Genomic DNA, 17,285 nt, shown 5'->3' with positions numbered 1-17,285 from the left:
ACATTAAATGGTCTAAATGTTAAAATAAGTACTCCGCCAGCAAAGTTAGCTAAACTTCCCTGTAAAGCTAAACCAATTGCAAAACTTGCAGCACCTAGGATTGCTACAAATGATGTCATTTGTACACCTAATGTACCGGCAACAGTAATTAATAGGAGAATATAGAGAATAGTTTTAACCATTGGTAAAATAAAAGAGTGAAGAGTTGGATCCAATTTTTCACCTGACCATTTTTCAACATACTTCATTATCATTTTAATAATCCATCTACCAATAATAAATACAAACAGTGCTCCAATTAATTTACTTCCATATTGAACCGCTAGATTAGTTATCTTTTCCTGATATGCCATATAATCCCTCCTGAATTAAAAACTTCTTACTATTATATTTCTTTAAAAGAATATAATTTCCTTTTTTGTTAATTATACTTTTTACAATATATTTGATATAATAAAGATAGATTTATATATAACATAAGGAGGTTATATTTATGAAAATAGCATTAATAGAGATTAGCTCAGCAGTACATGATCAAAATTATATTGATAAATCATTAGAGGGTTTTATTGCAGAACTTGAAGATCATTTTGATTTAACTTTTTTTGATTTAGAAAATATTTCTGAGATAAATGAAAAAAAATATGATATTATATTAAATTTTGTTAAAACAGGTGGAACTGAGAGTCTTTTCAAAGATAAATTTTCCGAATTGCCACGTCCCTTTTATTTTTTAGCAACTTCTCTCCATAATTCACTTCCAGCTTCATTAGAAATGTTAAGTTATGTGCAATCAAAGGGAGAAATAGGAAAAATATTACATGGCAATATGGCTAAATTATTAAAAGATATTAAAAAGTTTGGTAAAATAAATAGTGCTAAAAATAAAATATCACAATCTAAATTGGGAGTTATTGGAGAACCTTCTGATTGGTTAATTGCTAGTAATGTAAATTATAGTGAAATAAAAACCAATTGGGGGTTAAATATTATTGATATAGAATTAGATGAAGTATATAATCGGTTTAATAGCCAGGATGATGAAAAAGTTGAAGATATAGCAAATAAATTTTTAGCTAATGCAGATGAAATAATTGAAAACACAAAAGAAGATACTCTTGATGCTGTAAAAGTTTATCTTGCTTTAAAAGAAATTGTAAATGAATATGACCTTGATGCTTTAACTATCCGCTGTTTTGATCTTGTCCAAAATCTTAATACTACTGGTTGTTTAGCCTTATCTTATCTAAATGATGAGGGAATAATTGCTGGTTGTGAAGGTGATGTTCCAGCGACATTTACTATGATGATAATTAAGTATTTAATAAATGAAGAATCATTTATGGCCAATCCTTATAAAATAGATTCAGTTAATAATAGAATTGAATTTGCTCATTGTACTGTTCCAACAGCTTTATGTACTAAATATAATTCTCGTTCTCATTTTGAAACTGGTATTGGAGTTGGAATTCAGGGGATTATTCCTGAAGGGTTAGCTACAATTATGAAAACAGGTGGGAAGAATTTAAATAAATATTATTTAGAAGAAGGAAGTATTGATCTAAATCTTGATAATTCTCATGCCTGTAGAACTCAAATAGAAGTAAGTTTTGAAGATGAAATTAACCTAGAACAGTATTATTTTGAAAAACCTTTAGGAAATCATCAGGTAATTGTACCTGGACAATACAAAGAAATTTTGGAAGACTTTTTTAGAATTTCAAAAACTGAAGAAATTATTAAATCATAATTTAAGAGGTGGTATTATTATGGAATGGAAAATAAAACATTATGATGAAATAAAAAAAGATACATTATATGATATTCTTAAAGAAAGAGTTGATGTATTTGTAGTAGAGCAGGAATGTCCTTATCCAGAAATAGATGGCAAAGATAAAGATTCCTATCATTTATGGGCCGAAAATAATGATGAAATCGTTGCCTATACCAGATTAATACCTAGAGGTATTTCATATGAAGAAGCTTCTATTGGAAGAGTTTTGGTAAAAATGGATTATCGCGGTCGAGGTTTAGGAAGAAAATTAATGGAAAAATCTCTTAATTATATAATAGAAAATTTAGGGGAAAATGAAATAAGAATATCTGCTCAGGAAAGATTACATGATTTTTATGTAAGTCTTGGTTTTGAACAGGTATCTGAAATGTATTTGGAAGATGGGATTCCTCATATAGAAATGTATTTTAATAATAATTAGATTTTGAGGTGTTAATTTGCGTAAAGATGATTTTTTACCAATAAATAAAAATGATTTAAAAGAAAGAGAATGGGAACAATTAGATTTTATTTTAGTTACAGGTGATGCATATGTAGACCATCCAAGCTTTGGGACTGCTATTATATCTAGAGTTTTAGAAGATGGTGGTTTTAAAGTTGGCATAATAAGTCAGCCAGATTGGAGAAATACTGATGATTTTAAAAAATTAGGCAAACCTCGTTATGGATTTTTGGTTACAGCAGGTAATCTTGACTCCATGGTAAATAAATATACTGTAAATAAAAGAAAAAGATTTAATGATAGATATTCTCCAGGTGGTAAAAGTGATCAAAGACCTGATAGGGCTACTATAGTTTATTGTAATCGTCTTAAAGAAGCTTATAATAATATTCCAATAATTATTGGAGGTATAGAAGCAAGTCTTCGTAGATTTGCATATTATGATTATTGGGATGATGATGTAAGAAGATCCATTCTATTTGATAGTAGAGCTGATTTGTTGGTTTATGGAATGGGTGAAAAACAAATTCTAGAAATTGCTAATTCTCTTGAAGCAGGAATGGATATAAAATATATAAGACATATTCCTGGAACCTGTTATATATTATCTGACTTAAATAATATTTATGGTTACAAAAAAATAGCTTCTTATCAAGAAGTGAAAAATAATAAGAAAAAATATGCTAAAGCTTTTAAAGTGCAGTATGAAGAACAGGATCCAATAAGGGGAGAGGTAATTGTTCAAGAACATGGGAATCGTTATTTAGTTCAAAATCAACCTGTAAAACCTTTGACAGAAGAGGAAATGGATCATATATATGAATTACCTTATCAAAGGGATTATCATCCTATTTATGAAACGGAGGGTGGGGTTCCTGCTATAGATGAAGTTAAATTCAGTATAACAAGTTCTAGAGGTTGTTTTGGTGGTTGTTCTTTTTGTGCACTTACTTTTCATCAGGGGAGACAGGTTGTTAGTAGAAGTAAAGAATCTATCTTAAAAGAAGCTAAAGAAATAATAAAAATGAATGATTTTAAAGGATATATACATGATGTCGGAGGACCTACAGCCAATTTTAGACATCCTGCCTGTACAAAACAGGTAACTCAGGGTTCCTGTAAGAACAAGCATTGTCTTTATCCAGAACCCTGTTCGAATTTACATGTTGACCATAGTGATTATCTTGATATTTTGAAAAGTTTGAGAAAAATATCTGAAATAAAAAAGGTTTTTATAAGGTCAGGTCTTCGTTATGATTATATATTAGAAGATGATGATTCTGAGTTTTTAGAAGAATTATGTAAACATCATGTTAGTGGTCAGTTAAAAGTTGCTCCAGAGCACATATCTAAAAATGTATTAGATAAAATGAGAAAACCAGATAATAATTTATTTAATGAATTTAGAAATAAATTTTATGAAATAAACGAAAAAATAAATAAAGAACAATATTTAATTCCCTATTTTATATCAAGCCATCCTGGAAGTGAATTAAAAGATGCAATAAAATTAGCAGAATATTTAAGAGATATAGGACATATCCCAGAACAGGTTCAGGATTTTTATCCAACTCCAGGAACTTTATCTACTGCTATGTATTTTAGTGGATATGATCCTTTAACAATGGAGAAAGTCTATGTTCCCAAAACTAAAAAAGAAAAAAATATGCAAAGGGCTTTATTACAATATAATTACAACGAAAACTATGATTTGGTTTATGATGCTCTTAAAAAAACAGGTAGAGAAGATTTGATTGGTTATCATAAAAAAGCTCTAATAAAACCCCGAAATTAGTAATAATTCTTGAGGGAATAAAAATATTTTGGTATAATAAAAAACAATAATTTGTAAATAATAAAAAGGGGAATGTATATGTACTTAATAGGAATAGCCGGGGGCACAGCTTCTGGGAAGACTACTCTTGCAAATATTTTAAAAAAATCTTTTAAAGATGAAGTTACTATTATTAAACATGATTTTTATTATTATGATAAAAGTTATTTTGATGTAGCAGAAGAAGATATAAATTTTGACCATCCTTCCTCCTTTGAAACAGAACTTTTAATAGAGCATTTGAAAAAGTTGAGAAAAGGAGAAAAAGTTTATCGACCTAAATATTCTTATAAAACAAATGAAAGATTGAATGATAAAATAGAAATAATTCCCACACCGATTGTAATTGTGGAAGGTATATTAATTTTTTATTATGAAAAATTATGCGAAATGTTTGATTTGAAAATATTTGTAGACGCAGATGCAGATATTAGACTTCTTAGGAGGATTAGTAGAGATATAAATAAAAGAGGTAGAAGTTTTGATTCTGTAAAAAAACAATATTTATCTACTGTTAAACCAATGCATGAAAAATATGTTGAAGCTACCAGATATAAAGCTGATATTATTATACCTCATGGGGGATTAAATGAAATTGCCAATGATTTAATAATGGAAAAAATCACTTCAAAGTTATATAAAAAATAAAATAGAAGAATATAAATATCCTCATATTAAAAAAAGAGGATATTTTTTTATGTTTATGCAGGAAAATAATGTAAAAACAGAGAAATATAACAATAATATACAAAAAGGAGGAAAACTCATGAGAAAAATCAATAATGAACAAATTGTAATGTTAGTTTTATCTTTGTTGGTTGGTTTAAGTGTTGGATATTTAGTTTTTTCGGGAAATGGTACAGAGAATTTTGTTAAATCTTTTATTGAAGAACCAGGAGCTAAAAGTGAAGAAAACATAATTGTAAACGAATCTAATGAAAAAATTAAACAACAGCAGGAAGAAACGGTTAAAGAAATAAAAGTTTATATTACAGGAAGTGTTAAAAATCCAGGAGTATATAATATGAAAGAAGGAGATAGAATAATTGACATATTTCAAAAAGCAGGAGGGAAAGCAACTGGAGCAAATTTAGAACAAATTAATATGGCTTCATATATAAAAGATGGTGAAAAAATATATATTCCAAATCTTTCTGAAAGAACAGACAATTTAGTTTCAAATACAAGTAATAATTATAATTCTGATAGTAAAATTAATATTAATTTTGCCAGCAAAGATGAATTAGAAAAATTAAGTGGAATTGGTCCCAGTAAAGCTACAGCTATAATAAAATATCGTAGTGATAATGGAAAATTTAATACGATTAAAGAATTAATTAATGTAACTGGAATAGGACCTGCTACTTTAAATAATATAAAAGATGAGGTAAGTGTAAGGTGAATTTTTTTAAAAGAAGACCAATGATATTAATATTTTTATATTTAACTTCAGGAATTTTGACAGCCTATTTTTATAGTTTGAAAATAATTTTAATTTTATTTTCTTTAATATTAATTAGTTTAAAAATAAAAACAAAAAAATTACTATATATATTGTTTATATTTTATTTAATTGGGATAAGTTTGATTTTTTTTGAAAAATATAAATATAATAGTACTTATTCTGTGACAGAATGGAATAATAAAGAAAACTTACAGATAACCGGAATAGTAAAGGAAGATTTGCAGAATTTAGATGGAAATAAAGTATATTTTAAACCTCTAATTATTAATAATTATGAAATAAAATATGGTAAAATTGAACTTGATAAAAGATATCTTCCTTTTACTATTAAGGAAAATGAAATTTATAGTGGTAAATTTACTTTAAAAGAACCACCGGGAAAAATGAATCCTGGTGAATTTTCCTATAAAATTTTTTTGAAGAAAAAAGGAATATTTGCAAAGGGTTACTTTGAGAATGATTTATTATATAGAGGCAAAAATGGATTTAATTTAAAGAATATTTTAGTTGATTTTAAAAAGAGTATTTTAAATAAAATAGATAAAAATATTTCTTATCCTTATAATAATATTATAAAAGCACTATTACTGGGAGAAAGAAAAGGCTTACCAGAAAATTGGGAAGAAAAATTTACTTTATCAGGTACAAATCATCTTCTTGCAATTTCTGGTCTTCATATCGGTTTTATTTTGATTATTTTATTACAATTAGCTAAAATATTTAAAATTTCAAATTTAGGATTGAAAAATACATTAATTACTATAATTCTTATAATATATATTTTACTAACAGGTTTTAGAGCTTCAGTTTTTAGAGCATCTCTCATAGCAATTTTTTATTTATGGGCAAAATTTTTTAAGAGAGAAGCAGATATTTTTAATATAATCGCTTTAACTGCAACAATTAATTTATTAATTACTCCTTATTCATTATTAGAAGTAGGCTTTCAACTGAGTTATATAGTATTATTATCAATAATATTATGGCAACCTTATCTGAAAAAAATTTTCCCCAAGGTATTATCAGTTTCTATCTCAGCCCAGCTTGGATCTCTAGCAATTACATCTTATTATTTTAATATGATTTCTCCAATTGGAATAATTACAAATTTGTGGGCCATTCCACTTACCGGGTTCATTATTATAATTTCTATACTTTTTTTAATGATAGCTTCAGTTTTTCCTTTTCTTTTCGATTATTATAATATTATTCTAAAAATACTATTATCGATTTTATTTAAAGGAATGGATTACACTTCTAAATTTAGTTTTGGGAACTTTGAAATAGCTACTCCTAATTTATGGATGATATTTTTATTTTACTTTGTTATTTTTATATCTCCATTTCTATTTAAAAAAAGATCAATTACAATAATAAAAAAGAAAAATATTTTTTATAGGAAACTATTTATTTTCACCTTAGTTTTAATTTTATTTTTTAGTTTCATTTATAAACCTTCTGTAAAGTTAAAAATAATATTTTTTTCAGTTGGGCAGGGAGATAGTATATTATTGAATTTACCAGGAGGTGAAAAAATATTAATAGATGGTGGGGGAAAAGCAGGACTTAATAATGACCAGGGAAAAGTAGTATTATTACCATATTTAAAACAGGAAGGAATTAATAAGTTAGATTTAGGAATAATCACTCATTTTGATACTGATCATGCTCTGGGAATTATTTCATTATTAAAAGAAGATAGGTTAAAAGCACTTATGATTCCTAAATTTCATTCAGAAAACAATCTATATAAAAAAGCTTATAAATTAGCTATGAAAAATGATATAAAAATATATAAAGCCAAAAGAGGAGATTTAATAAAAAATGAGGATGTATTTATATCCATTCTTCATCCCTATTTAGAAAATAATTATTTAGAGGAAAATAGAAATAATAATTCAATAGTTATAAAAGTAAAGTATCATAATTTTTCTCTTTTGTTGACCGGTGATTTAGAGAAGGAAGGGGAGGTAAAATTAATTAATTCAGAAGATAATTTAGAAAGTCAAATATTAAAATTAGGCCATCATGGTAGTAACAGTTCCAGTTCAAAAGAATTTTTGGATAAGGTAAAAGCAAATGAAGCTATTATTTCTGTAGGAGAAAATAATTATGGACATCCAGCTAGTGAAGTTATAGATCGAGTAGATAAATTTAGGATGAGAAAGTGGATTACAAAGGAAGTTGGAGCAGTAATTATTAAAACAGATGGTTATAGTTATAATATAGAAAGCATTATTAAGATGAAGTAAAAATTTTGAATATAACATATTTATATGGTACTATTAAATATAGGTGCATAATATAATTTTTAATATTAAATTTAGGAGGCGGAAACACTTTGTCTCAAACAGATAATATTTTAAACAAAAAACTTAATGATCTAAAATCAATATATTTAATCTATAGTGAAGAAAAATATTTGTTGGAAGAATTTAGAAAAAAGTTCGAAGATAAATTTATTGGTGATAAAATTAGAGATTTCAATTTGGATTATTTAGATGATGATAATTCTGATTTTATTCTTAAATTAAAAAATAACAGTAGGACATTACCAACCTTTTCTGATAAAAGATTTATTATTGCAAATTGCAAAAATTACTTTACTCAAAAAAATTCTGTTGATAGTGAATTAATAAATTTATTTAGTAATTTTCCTGATACTACAATCTTATTATTACTGGTTGAAGGAGAAATTGATAAAAGAATAAAAGTAAATAAGATGATTAAAAAAAATGGGGTTATTGTGGAATTAAACCCTCCTAAATATAAAAATTTAGATAATTGGATTAGAAAAAAATTTAATGACCAGGAGAAAAGAATAGATAAAAAGAGTATAAATCTTTTAGAAGAAATGTTTTCTAATAATCTTCAATTATTAGAAAATGAAATAGAAAAAATAAACAGTTGCTTTTTAGATAAAAAGTCTATAAAAGTAAATGACATAAAAAAAATTATAAGTAGAGATAAAACAATGAAAGAAAATATAATTTTTTCTTTAACTGATGCATTAAGTGAAAGAAATAAAGAAGAGGCAATAACTCTTTTTAATGAAATGATAAATAATGGTGAAAATCCTTTAATGATTCTTAGTATGATAAAAAGGCAACTAAGATTACTTATACAGGTAAAAGAGTTGAAATCAAAAGGTTATAAACATAAAAAAATAGCTAATATTTTAAATGAACATCCTTACCCTATAAAAAAGTGTTATTATCAGGTAGATAATTTTCGAGATAATGAATTAGATATTTTGTTAGAAAGATTTTTAGAAGCAAATATTGATATTTTATCTGGAAAGTTTAAAGAAAAAAAAGTGGCTTTAGAAATAGCAATGTTAAATATTTAAAAGGCTTATTCAAAAAGAATAAGCCTTTTAATAAGTGTATTTATTTGATTTCATTTAACATTTTACTAAGACGTGATTTTTTTCGGGCGGCATTATTTTCATGAAGAATGTTATTTTTTACAGCTTTATCAATAACACTCTTAGTTTCTTTAAGTTGTTCTTTAGCTTCTTCTGCTTTGTTTTCTTCTATTAGTTCTTTATAATCTTTAATTGCATCTTTAACTCTATCTTTCCATTTGCGATTAACTTTTTCTTTCTTTTTAGAACTTCTAACTCTTTTCTTTGCGGACTCAATAATAGGCATAAATTTCACCCCCTTGTTATTTTAGAAATTATATCTATGTAATAATCAATATTTTATTTCAAGATATAAACATTTCATACAGACTATATTTTAACATGTGAATACTATAATTGCAAGGGGAAAAACCCATTTTTAGACTTCTTGATTAAGAAGAAGGGTGATGTTATAATGACAACAGATTAAATTTAACTAAGGAGGATAAGATTTTGGATAGTAAATATATTAGAAATTTTTGTATTATTGCTCATGTTGATCATGGCAAATCTACATTAGCAGATAGATTACTTGAATATACAGATACATTGGCGGATCGTGATATGCAAGAACAGGTTTTAGATAAGATGGATTTAGAAAGGGAAAGAGGTATTACCATTAAAGCTCAGGCTGTCAGGTTAAAATATAATGATTATGAGCTAAACTTAATTGATACACCTGGGCATGTGGACTTTTCTTATGAAGTTTCACGTTCTCTTGCAGCATGTGAAAGTGCATTACTTGTTATAGATGCTGCTCAAGGAGTAGAAGCTCAAACTGTAGCAAATATTTATTTGGCCTTAGAACATGATTTGGAAATAATTCCAATTATAAATAAAATTGATTTACCTTCTGCAAAACCTGATTGGGTTAAAGAACAACTGATGGAAGTTGGTATAGATCCTGATGAAGCTATATTAGCAAGTGCTAAAGAAGGAACCGGAGTGGAAAACATACTAGAAGCTATTATTGATAGGACTCCAGCACCAGCTGCAAATCATCAAAAACCTCTTAGAGCTTTAGTTTTTGATTCAGTATATAATTCTTATCAGGGAGTAATTGCTTATGTTAGAATTGTTGATGGAAGTATTAAAAAAGGTCAAAAAATAAAAATGATGGCTAATGATTATGTATATGAAGTTGATGAAGTAGGGGTTTTTAATCCTGAAATGATAGAAATAGATAGCCTGGACTCTGGCGAAGTTGGTTATATTATTGCTGGAATAAAGGATGTGAAAAATTGTAGAGTTGGTGATACAGTAACATTGGCTGAAAACCCTGCCAGTGAACCTTTACCTGGATATAAAAAAGTAAAACCTATGGTATATAGTGGTTTATATCCTACTGATAACTCTGATTATGAAGTTTTGAAAGAAGCAATGGAAAAATTACAATTAAATGATGCATCTTTTACTTTTGAACCTGAAACTTCAGAAGCACTTGGATTTGGTTTTAGATGTGGGTTTTTGGGTTTACTTCATATGGAAATTATTCAGGAAAGATTGGAGAGAGAGTATGATTTAAATATTGTTGTAACTGCTCCCAGTGTAGTTTATAAAATAACTAAAGAAAATGGAGAAGAACTTGAAATAGAAAATCCAGCAGAATTTCCTGATAAAAATGAAATAGAAGAAATCCGAGAACCTTTTGTTGAAGCTGATATTCATTTACCTGAAGAATATATTGGTCAGGCAATGAAGTTGTGTGAAAATAATAGAGGAATTTTTAATGATATGCAATATATTGATAAGAGCAGAGTTTCATTAAAATATAAAATGCCTTTAAGTGAAATAATAACTGACTTTTTTAATAAATTAAAATCCAAAACAAAGGGTTATGCAACTCTTGATTATGAACCTATAGGTTATAAAGTAGCAGATCTTGTAAAACTTGATATCTTAGTAAATAAAGACCCGGTAGATGCTTTATCTACAATAGTCCATAGAGATAATGCAGAACCTAAAGGAAGATCTTTAGCCAGAAAATTAAAAGAGTTAATACCAAGGCATATGTTTAAAGTACCTATTCAGGCGGCTATTGGTAATAATATTGTTGCTAGAGTTACTATACCTGCCCAAAGAAAAGATGTATTGCAAAAATGTTATGGAGGAGATGTCTCTCGTAAGAGAAAATTACTGGAAAAACAAAAAGAAGGCAAAAAGAGGATGAAACAGGTAGGAAGTGTTGATATTCCCCAGGATGCATTTATGGCTATCTTAGAAAGAGGCGAAGATTAAAATGGTATTTTCTAAGAAACATGATTTTTTAGGGGAAATAACTCAACCTTTTGCATTATATATTCATATCCCTTTTTGTATTGAAAAGTGTTCATATTGTGATTTCTATTCTTTAAAATATAAAAAAAAGATTTTAAAAGATTATTTAAAGTCTTTAAAAAAAGAACTAAAAATTTATAGTACTAAAATTGATTCAAAAATTAAAACAATATATTTTGGAGGAGGAACTCCCAGTCTTTTATCTCCAAAAAGCATTGAAGAAATTTTAAATATTATTTATGAAAATTACTTAGTAATAGATAATATTGAAATTTCTCTTGAATCAAATCCCAGTTCTTTAACTAAAGAGAAAATAATTGCTTATAAAAAAGTGGGAATTAACAGATTGAGTCTTGGAATTCAGTCATTTAATAATGATGATTTAAATATTTTAGGAAGATTACATGATAGAAAAAAGGCGCTTTCAATGATAAAAGAAGTAGATAAACAATTTTCTAATTATAATTTTGACCTCATTTTTGCAATTCCTGAACAAAATTTTGAAAGATGGAAGGCCAATATTAATAAGGTTAAAGAGATAAATCCACCTCATTTATCTCTTTATAATCTTCAAATAGAAGAAGGAACTATGATCAAAAAACAGATTGATAATAATAATTTAAAACCAGTTACTAATGAACTGGATGCAAAAATGTATAAGCATGCTATTGATAAATTAAAAGATGAAGATTATATACAATATGAGATTTCTAATTTTGCTAAAAAGGGTTATTTTTCGAAGCATAACTTAGTATACTGGAGATATGAACCATATTTAGGATTGGGTCCTTCAGCTCATAGTTTTACTACTAAAACAAGGTTTTCAAATTATAGTTCTCTTGAAAAATATAATAATCACTTAAAAAAAGATAAAGTTCCTATTGAAAATATTAATTCATTAAATTTACAGGAAAGAATGTCAGAGAAAATGTTTTTAGGTTTGAGATTAAAAGAAGGTATAAATTATGAACAATTTCATTCTACTTTTAATAAGAAATTAAATTGTGTATTTAAAGAAGAAATCAATGATTTATTGGAAAAGGATTTGTTAATTGAAAAAGATAATAATCTCAAATTAAGTCAAAAAGGAAAATTTTTAGGTAATAAAGTTTTTATAAAATTTGTTTAGTAATTTTATTTGACAAAAATAAAGGAATATGTTATTTTATTATTAGTTATTAGCACTCAATGCAATCGAGTGCTAACAAAGGGGTGAAAATGATGGTTGATAATATGAGCAATCGAAAAAAGAAAATACTTAAGGCCATCATTCAGGAGCATATTCTAACGGCTGAACCAGTAGGTTCAAGAACTCTTGCCAAAAACTATGATTTTGGAGTCAGTTCAGCCACTATTAGAAATGAGATGGCGGACCTAGAAGATATGGGTTACCTGAAACAACCACATACTTCAGCAGGCCGTATACCATCTGATAAAGGTTATAGATTTTATGTAGATGTACTAATGGATCAAAAAAAGGTAATTTCTACAAATTTACAAAAGTCATTGCAGAAATTATATAGTAAAGAAAAGGGAGTAAATGATATCATTTCAGCAACTGTAAAAATGGTATCTAATCTTACTCATTATACAGCTATGGTTAGTGAACCTCAACTAGAAAAAAGTAAAATAAGAAAAGTACAGCTACTACAGGTTACTTCTAATTCATTGATGATTATTTTGATTACAGATACTGGAATGGTTAACAATAAAATTATAGATTTAGATCAAGATCTTTCTAATCGTCAAATAAGATATATTAATAATTTCTTAGTTGATAAACTAGAAGGAACGAATCTCAAAGATCTTGATCATGAATTTATGCAGAAATTAGAAAGAGAATTAGAAAAAAGAATTAATGCATCTAAGAAATTAACTGATATTATCAATGATGAATTGGAAATATTAGTAGAGCCAGCTGACTTTCAAATATATCTTGGAGGTACATCATATATTTTGGATCAACCTGAATTTAATGATCTAGAAACTTTAAAACAGGTATTAAACATTCTTGATACTAAAGATACCCTCCGAAGATTATTGGGAAGTATTTCTGAAGAAGGTGTTGAGGTTAAAATAGGTCATGAAAATCAACTTGAAGAAATTCAAAACTGTAGTCTTGTTTTTGCTACTTATAGTTTGAATAGCAAAGCTGTTGGGAAAATTGGGGTTATTGGTCCCACCCGGATGAAATATCCTCAGGTTATTTCTACAGTTGATTTTGTGGCTGATATGTTAGGTGAAATAATATCAAAATCAAGTAGGTGATATAAAATGGTTGAAAAAGAAGAAGAAAAAGTTAATAAAGCTGAAGACAAAAAAGAGAATATTGAAGAGAATGAAGAAGAAGAGGAGAAAGAAGAAACAGCTTTTTCTGATATGGAAAGAGCTGATTTAATTGAGTATATTAATTCTTTAGAGGAACAAATCTCTTCTCTAGAAGAAGAGAAAAATAATTATTACACTAAGTTACAAAGATTGCAGGCTGACTTTGTAAATTATAGAAATAGAACCCAAAGAGAGAAAGATAGTATTGCTCTTGAAGCAAAAATTGAATTGGTTAATGAGCTATTGCCAGTAATTGATAATTTTGAAAGAGCACTTACTTCAGAGGGGGAAGAAAGCGACTTAAAGGCTGGAGTAGAGATGATTTATAAACAGTTGATTAATAATTTGAAAAGTCAGGGATTAGAAAAAATAACTACTAAAGGTGAAGAATTTCATCATAAATATCATGAAGCTATTATGCAGGTTGAAGATTGTGAAGAAGAGTCAGGTATTATTGTTGAAGAAATGCAAAAAGGTTATTTGATTGAAGATAAAGTTATAAGACCTGCCATGGTTAAAGTGGCAAAATAAATAAATTGAAATAAATATTAAAACAACACTGATAAAGGAGGAATGTCAGAATGGGCAAAATATTAGGAATCGATCTTGGTACTACTAATTCTTGTATGGCAATTATGGAAGGTGGAGAACCAACTGTTATTCAAAATAAAGAGGGTAATAGAACTACACCATCTGTAGTTGCTTATTCTAAAAAAGGTGAAAGAATCGTAGGTGAACATGCTAAAAGACAGGCTATTACGAATCCAGATCAAACAGTAAAGTCAATTAAAAGAAAAATGGGATCTGATTATTCTGTAGAACTTAATGGTGAAAACTATACACCACAAGAAATCTCTGCAATGATTTTACAAAAATTAAAAAGAGATGCAGAAGACTATGTAGGAGAAGAAATAGAAGAAGCTGTGATTACAGTTCCAGCTTACTTTACAGACAGTCAACGTCAGGCTACAAAAGATGCAGGTAAAATAGCAGGTTTAAAGGTAAAAAGAATAATTAATGAGCCAACAGCTGCTTCACTTGCTTATGGACTTGATGATGATAAAGACCAAACTATCTTAGTTTATGACTTAGGTGGTGGAACATTTGATATTTCCATTTTGGAGTTAGGTGACGGAGTTTTTGAAGTTGTTGCTACAAATGGTAATAATGAACTTGGTGGTGATGACTTTGATGAAAGAATTATAGATTATGTAGCTAAAGAATTCAAAAGTCAAAATGGAATAGATTTAAGAAAAGATAATATGGCTTTACAGAGATTAAAAGACGCAGCTGAAAATGCTAAAAAAGAATTGTCTTCTGTTAAAGAAACTAATATAAATCTTCCATTTATAACTCAGACTGATGAAGGACCTAAACATCTTGATGTAGATATTACAAGAGCTAAATTTAATGAAATTACAGAGGACTTAGTAAAGAAAACTATGGATCCTAGTAAAACAGCTCTTAATGATGCAGGTATGGATCCTTCTGAAATAGATGAAGTAATTCTAGTAGGTGGATCAACTAGAATTCCTGCAGTTCAGGATGCAGTAAAAGATTTAATTGGAAGAGAACCTCATAAAGGTATTAACCCTGATGAAGTTGTAGCTGTAGGAGCTGCTATTCAGGGAGGAGTATTATCTGGAGATGTTGATGATGTTGTACTATTAGATGTCACTCCATTATCTTTAGGTATTGAAACATTAGGTGGAGTATTTACAAAATTAATACCTAAGAATACAACTATTCCAACATCAAAGAGTAAAATATTCTCAACCGCTGCTGACAATCAAACAAGTGTAGATATTCATGTGCTTCAGGGAGAAAGAGAAATGGCCAAAGACAATAAAACCTTAGGTCGTTTCCAATTAACTGGAATACCTCCTGCTCCTCGAGGAGTACCACAAATTGAAGTTGAATTTAATATAGATGAAAATGGTATTGTACATGTTTCTGCTAAAGATAAAGGAACAGGAAAAGAAAATGATATTACTATTGAATCTTCCAGTGGTCTTTCTGAAGAAGAAATTGAACAAATGGTAAAAGATGCTGAAGAACATGCTGAAGAAGATAAGAAAAAACGCGAAAGAATTGAGACTCGTAATGAAGCTGATGCCTTAGTTCATCAAACAGAAAAAACACTAGACGAGTCAGGGGATAAAGTTGATGATGAATTAAAAGAAAAAGTAGAAGCTGCTAAAGATGAATTGAAAGAAACATTAGAGGAAAATGAAGATGATATAGAATTGATTAAGGAGAAAATGGAAGCTCTAAATGAAGAATTAACTGAATTGAGCACACAAATTTATTCTCAAGCTCAACAGGGTGCTCAAGGTGCACAGGGTCAGCCTGGTGGACCTGAAGCAGGAGCTGGAGCAAATCCAAATGGCGGAGCACAATCAGATGAAGACGAAGAAACAGTAGATGTAGACTATGAAGAAGTAAATGATGATGAATCAAACAAATAAATAAAAGAATTTAATAAATAGAAAAGAAGGGGGGATCTCCCCTTCTTTTCACTGCTATTAGAAAAAGGTGGTGATTTTATTGGCAGGTCAAAAAGATTATTATGATATTCTTGGTGTTGATAAAGATGCCAGCCAAAAAGAAATTAAAAAGGCATATAGAAAATTAGCAAAAAAATATCATCCTGATATGAATAAAGATGATCCAGATACTTCGGAAAAATTCAAAGAAATTTCTGAAGCCTATGAAATATTGAGTGATCCTGATAAGAGAGAACGTTATGATAGATATGGACACTCTGGAATCAATGATAATGACTTTAATTTTGATGATTTCGCTCAAGGTGGTTTTGGTGGTTTTGATGACATATTTGACATGTTTTTTGGAGGAAGAAGTCGTCGCGGTAGTCGCAGACGTGGTCCACAAAAAGGTTCAGATTTGCAATACCGTATGGAGATTACTTTTGAAGAAGCTGCCTTTGGAGTGGAAAAAGAAATTACTATTCCCCGTACAGAGTCATGTGAAACATGTGGAGGTAGTGGAGCAAAACCAGGTACTGATGTAAAAACATGTCCAAAATGTGATGGAAATGGACAAATTAGAGTAACTCAAAGAACTCCTTTTGGACAATTTACTCAGACCAAAACATGTGATAGATGTGGAGGAACTGGAAAAATAGTTAAAACACCCTGTCCGGATTGTAATGGAACAGGTAAACAAAGAAGACATAGAAATCTAACAGTTAACATACCAGCTGGTGTTGATGATGGTAATAGATTAAGAATGGCCGGCGAAGGTGAAGCAGGTGAAAAAGGAGCTCCCAGTGGAGATTTATATATTATAATAAATGTTAAAAACCATGATATTTTTGAAAGAAAAGGTGATGATATTTATTGTGAAGTGCCGATAAACTTTGTTCAGGCTACTCTGGGGGATGAAATTAAGGTTCCTACTCTTGATGGAAAAGTTAAATTTACTATTCCGGAAGGAACTCAACCAGGTACTACATTCAGATTGAAAGATAAAGGGATACCACATTTAAATAGACATGGACGTGGAGATGAATATATTAAAGCAAAAGTTATTATACCAAAACACTTAAGTCAGGAGCAGAAAGATTTATTAAAAGAATTTGCTGAATTAAGTGGTGATGAAATAAACCCGGAAAAAAAAGGTTTTTTTAGAAAAGTAAGAGATGCATTTGGTTAAAAACTAATAATTAATTTAAATCCCCACTTCGGTGGGGTATATTTTTTTATAAATAATTCTTTT

At 28.4% G+C, this 17,285-nt stretch carries 15 protein-coding genes; 13 read left to right on the top strand and 2 right to left on the bottom strand.

Annotated elements, in window-relative coordinates:
* The coding region (locus VJ881_10880) for a mechanosensitive ion channel family protein (protein HKL76556.1) at window positions 1-353 on the bottom strand (353 nt) is incomplete at its 3' end.
* Between the two features lie 140 nt (window positions 354-493).
* Here VJ881_10880 and VJ881_10875 point away from each other — a divergent pair.
* From VJ881_10875 to holA, 7 genes are all read left to right on the top strand, one after another.
* Complete coding sequence (locus tag VJ881_10875) at window positions 494-1,750, top strand: fucose isomerase (protein HKL76555.1); 1,257 nt, start codon at window positions 494-496, stop codon at window positions 1,748-1,750.
* A 19-nt stretch (window positions 1,751-1,769) separates the two neighbouring features.
* The gene (locus tag VJ881_10870; protein ID HKL76554.1) at window positions 1,770-2,216 is read left to right on the top strand and encodes a GNAT family N-acetyltransferase; all 447 of its coding nucleotides are present in this window, start codon (window positions 1,770-1,772) and stop codon (window positions 2,214-2,216) included.
* A gap of 16 nt (window positions 2,217-2,232) precedes the next feature.
* Window positions 2,233-4,032, top strand: coding sequence for a YgiQ family radical SAM protein (locus VJ881_10865; protein ID HKL76553.1), 1,800 nt, complete (start codon window positions 2,233-2,235; stop codon window positions 4,030-4,032).
* A gap of 78 nt (window positions 4,033-4,110) precedes the next feature.
* Window positions 4,111-4,719 carry a uridine kinase gene (gene udk, locus VJ881_10860; protein ID HKL76552.1) on the top strand — a complete coding sequence of 203 codons (609 nt, stop codon included), beginning with the start codon at window positions 4,111-4,113 and terminating at the stop codon, window positions 4,717-4,719.
* A gap of 118 nt (window positions 4,720-4,837) precedes the next feature.
* Window positions 4,838-5,473: a helix-hairpin-helix domain-containing protein gene (locus VJ881_10855; GenBank protein ID HKL76551.1), complete on the top strand. Its 636-nt coding sequence runs from the start codon at window positions 4,838-4,840 to the stop codon at window positions 5,471-5,473.
* Window positions 5,470-7,788 carry a DNA internalization-related competence protein ComEC/Rec2 gene (locus VJ881_10850; GenBank protein ID HKL76550.1) on the top strand — a complete coding sequence of 773 codons (2,319 nt, stop codon included), beginning with the start codon at window positions 5,470-5,472 and terminating at the stop codon, window positions 7,786-7,788. Before VJ881_10855 ends, VJ881_10850 begins: the two co-directional genes overlap by 4 nt.
* An 89-nt stretch (window positions 7,789-7,877) precedes the next feature.
* Window positions 7,878-8,885: a DNA polymerase III subunit delta gene (gene holA, locus VJ881_10845; protein HKL76549.1), complete on the top strand. Its 1,008-nt coding sequence runs from the start codon at window positions 7,878-7,880 to the stop codon at window positions 8,883-8,885.
* A 40-nt stretch (window positions 8,886-8,925) separates the two neighbouring features.
* Here holA and rpsT read toward each other — a convergent pair whose 3' ends face one another.
* Window positions 8,926-9,189, bottom strand: coding sequence for a 30S ribosomal protein S20 (rpsT, locus tag VJ881_10840; protein HKL76548.1), 264 nt, complete (start codon window positions 9,187-9,189; stop codon window positions 8,926-8,928).
* Between the two features lie 206 nt (window positions 9,190-9,395).
* Here rpsT and lepA point away from each other — a divergent pair, with 206 nt between their 5' ends.
* From lepA to dnaJ, 6 genes are all read left to right on the top strand, one after another.
* The gene (gene lepA, locus VJ881_10835) at window positions 9,396-11,180 is read left to right on the top strand and encodes a translation elongation factor 4 (protein HKL76547.1); all 1,785 of its coding nucleotides are present in this window, start codon (window positions 9,396-9,398) and stop codon (window positions 11,178-11,180) included.
* 1 nt (window position 11,181) lies between these two features.
* A complete protein-coding gene (gene hemW / locus VJ881_10830) occupies window positions 11,182-12,348 on the top strand; it encodes a radical SAM family heme chaperone HemW (GenBank protein HKL76546.1) in 1,167 nt (388 codons plus the stop codon).
* 92 nt (window positions 12,349-12,440) lie between these two features.
* On the top strand, window positions 12,441-13,487 hold the full coding sequence (gene hrcA / locus VJ881_10825) for a heat-inducible transcriptional repressor HrcA (GenBank protein ID HKL76545.1): 1,047 nt from the start codon (window positions 12,441-12,443) through the stop codon (window positions 13,485-13,487).
* Window positions 13,488-13,493: 6 nt separating this feature from the next.
* Window positions 13,494-14,078 (top strand): nucleotide exchange factor GrpE, encoded by a 585-nt coding sequence (gene grpE / locus VJ881_10820; GenBank protein HKL76544.1) that lies wholly within the window; start codon window positions 13,494-13,496, stop codon window positions 14,076-14,078.
* Window positions 14,079-14,128: 50 nt separating this feature from the next.
* Window positions 14,129-16,015 (top strand): molecular chaperone DnaK, encoded by a 1,887-nt coding sequence (dnaK, locus tag VJ881_10815; GenBank protein HKL76543.1) that lies wholly within the window; start codon window positions 14,129-14,131, stop codon window positions 16,013-16,015.
* Window positions 16,016-16,094: 79 nt separating this feature from the next.
* Window positions 16,095-17,222 (top strand): molecular chaperone DnaJ, encoded by a 1,128-nt coding sequence (dnaJ, locus tag VJ881_10810; protein ID HKL76542.1) that lies wholly within the window; start codon window positions 16,095-16,097, stop codon window positions 17,220-17,222.
* The last annotated feature ends 63 nt before the right edge of the window (window positions 17,223-17,285 follow it).

This window comes from Halanaerobiales bacterium, assembly GCA_035270125.1.
Lineage (GTDB): Bacteria > Bacillota > Halanaerobiia > Halanaerobiales > DATFIM01 > DATFIM01.
Note: the sequence above shows the minus strand (reverse complement) of the source record. Positions and strands in the feature narration are given on the sequence as shown.

What these genes read in the sequence shown, in the direction of transcription:
- VJ881_10875 (HKL76555.1), top strand. Translation starts at nt 494, where the DNA reads ATGAAAATAGCATTAATAGAGATTAGCTCAGCAGTACATGATCAAAAT.
- VJ881_10870 (HKL76554.1), top strand. Translation starts at nt 1,770, where the DNA reads ATGGAATGGAAAATAAAACATTATGATGAAATAAAAAAAGATACATTA.
- udk (HKL76552.1), top strand. Translation starts at nt 4,111, where the DNA reads ATGTACTTAATAGGAATAGCCGGGGGCACAGCTTCTGGGAAGACTACT.
- VJ881_10855 (HKL76551.1), top strand. Translation starts at nt 4,838, where the DNA reads ATGAGAAAAATCAATAATGAACAAATTGTAATGTTAGTTTTATCTTTG.
- rpsT (HKL76548.1), bottom strand. Translation starts at nt 9,189, where the DNA reads ATGCCTATTATTGAGTCCGCAAAGAAAAGAGTTAGAAGTTCTAAAAAG.
- hemW (HKL76546.1), top strand. Translation starts at nt 11,182, where the DNA reads ATGGTATTTTCTAAGAAACATGATTTTTTAGGGGAAATAACTCAACCT.
- hrcA (HKL76545.1), top strand. Translation starts at nt 12,441, where the DNA reads ATGGTTGATAATATGAGCAATCGAAAAAAGAAAATACTTAAGGCCATC.
- grpE (HKL76544.1), top strand. Translation starts at nt 13,494, where the DNA reads ATGGTTGAAAAAGAAGAAGAAAAAGTTAATAAAGCTGAAGACAAAAAA.
- dnaK (HKL76543.1), top strand. Translation starts at nt 14,129, where the DNA reads ATGGGCAAAATATTAGGAATCGATCTTGGTACTACTAATTCTTGTATG.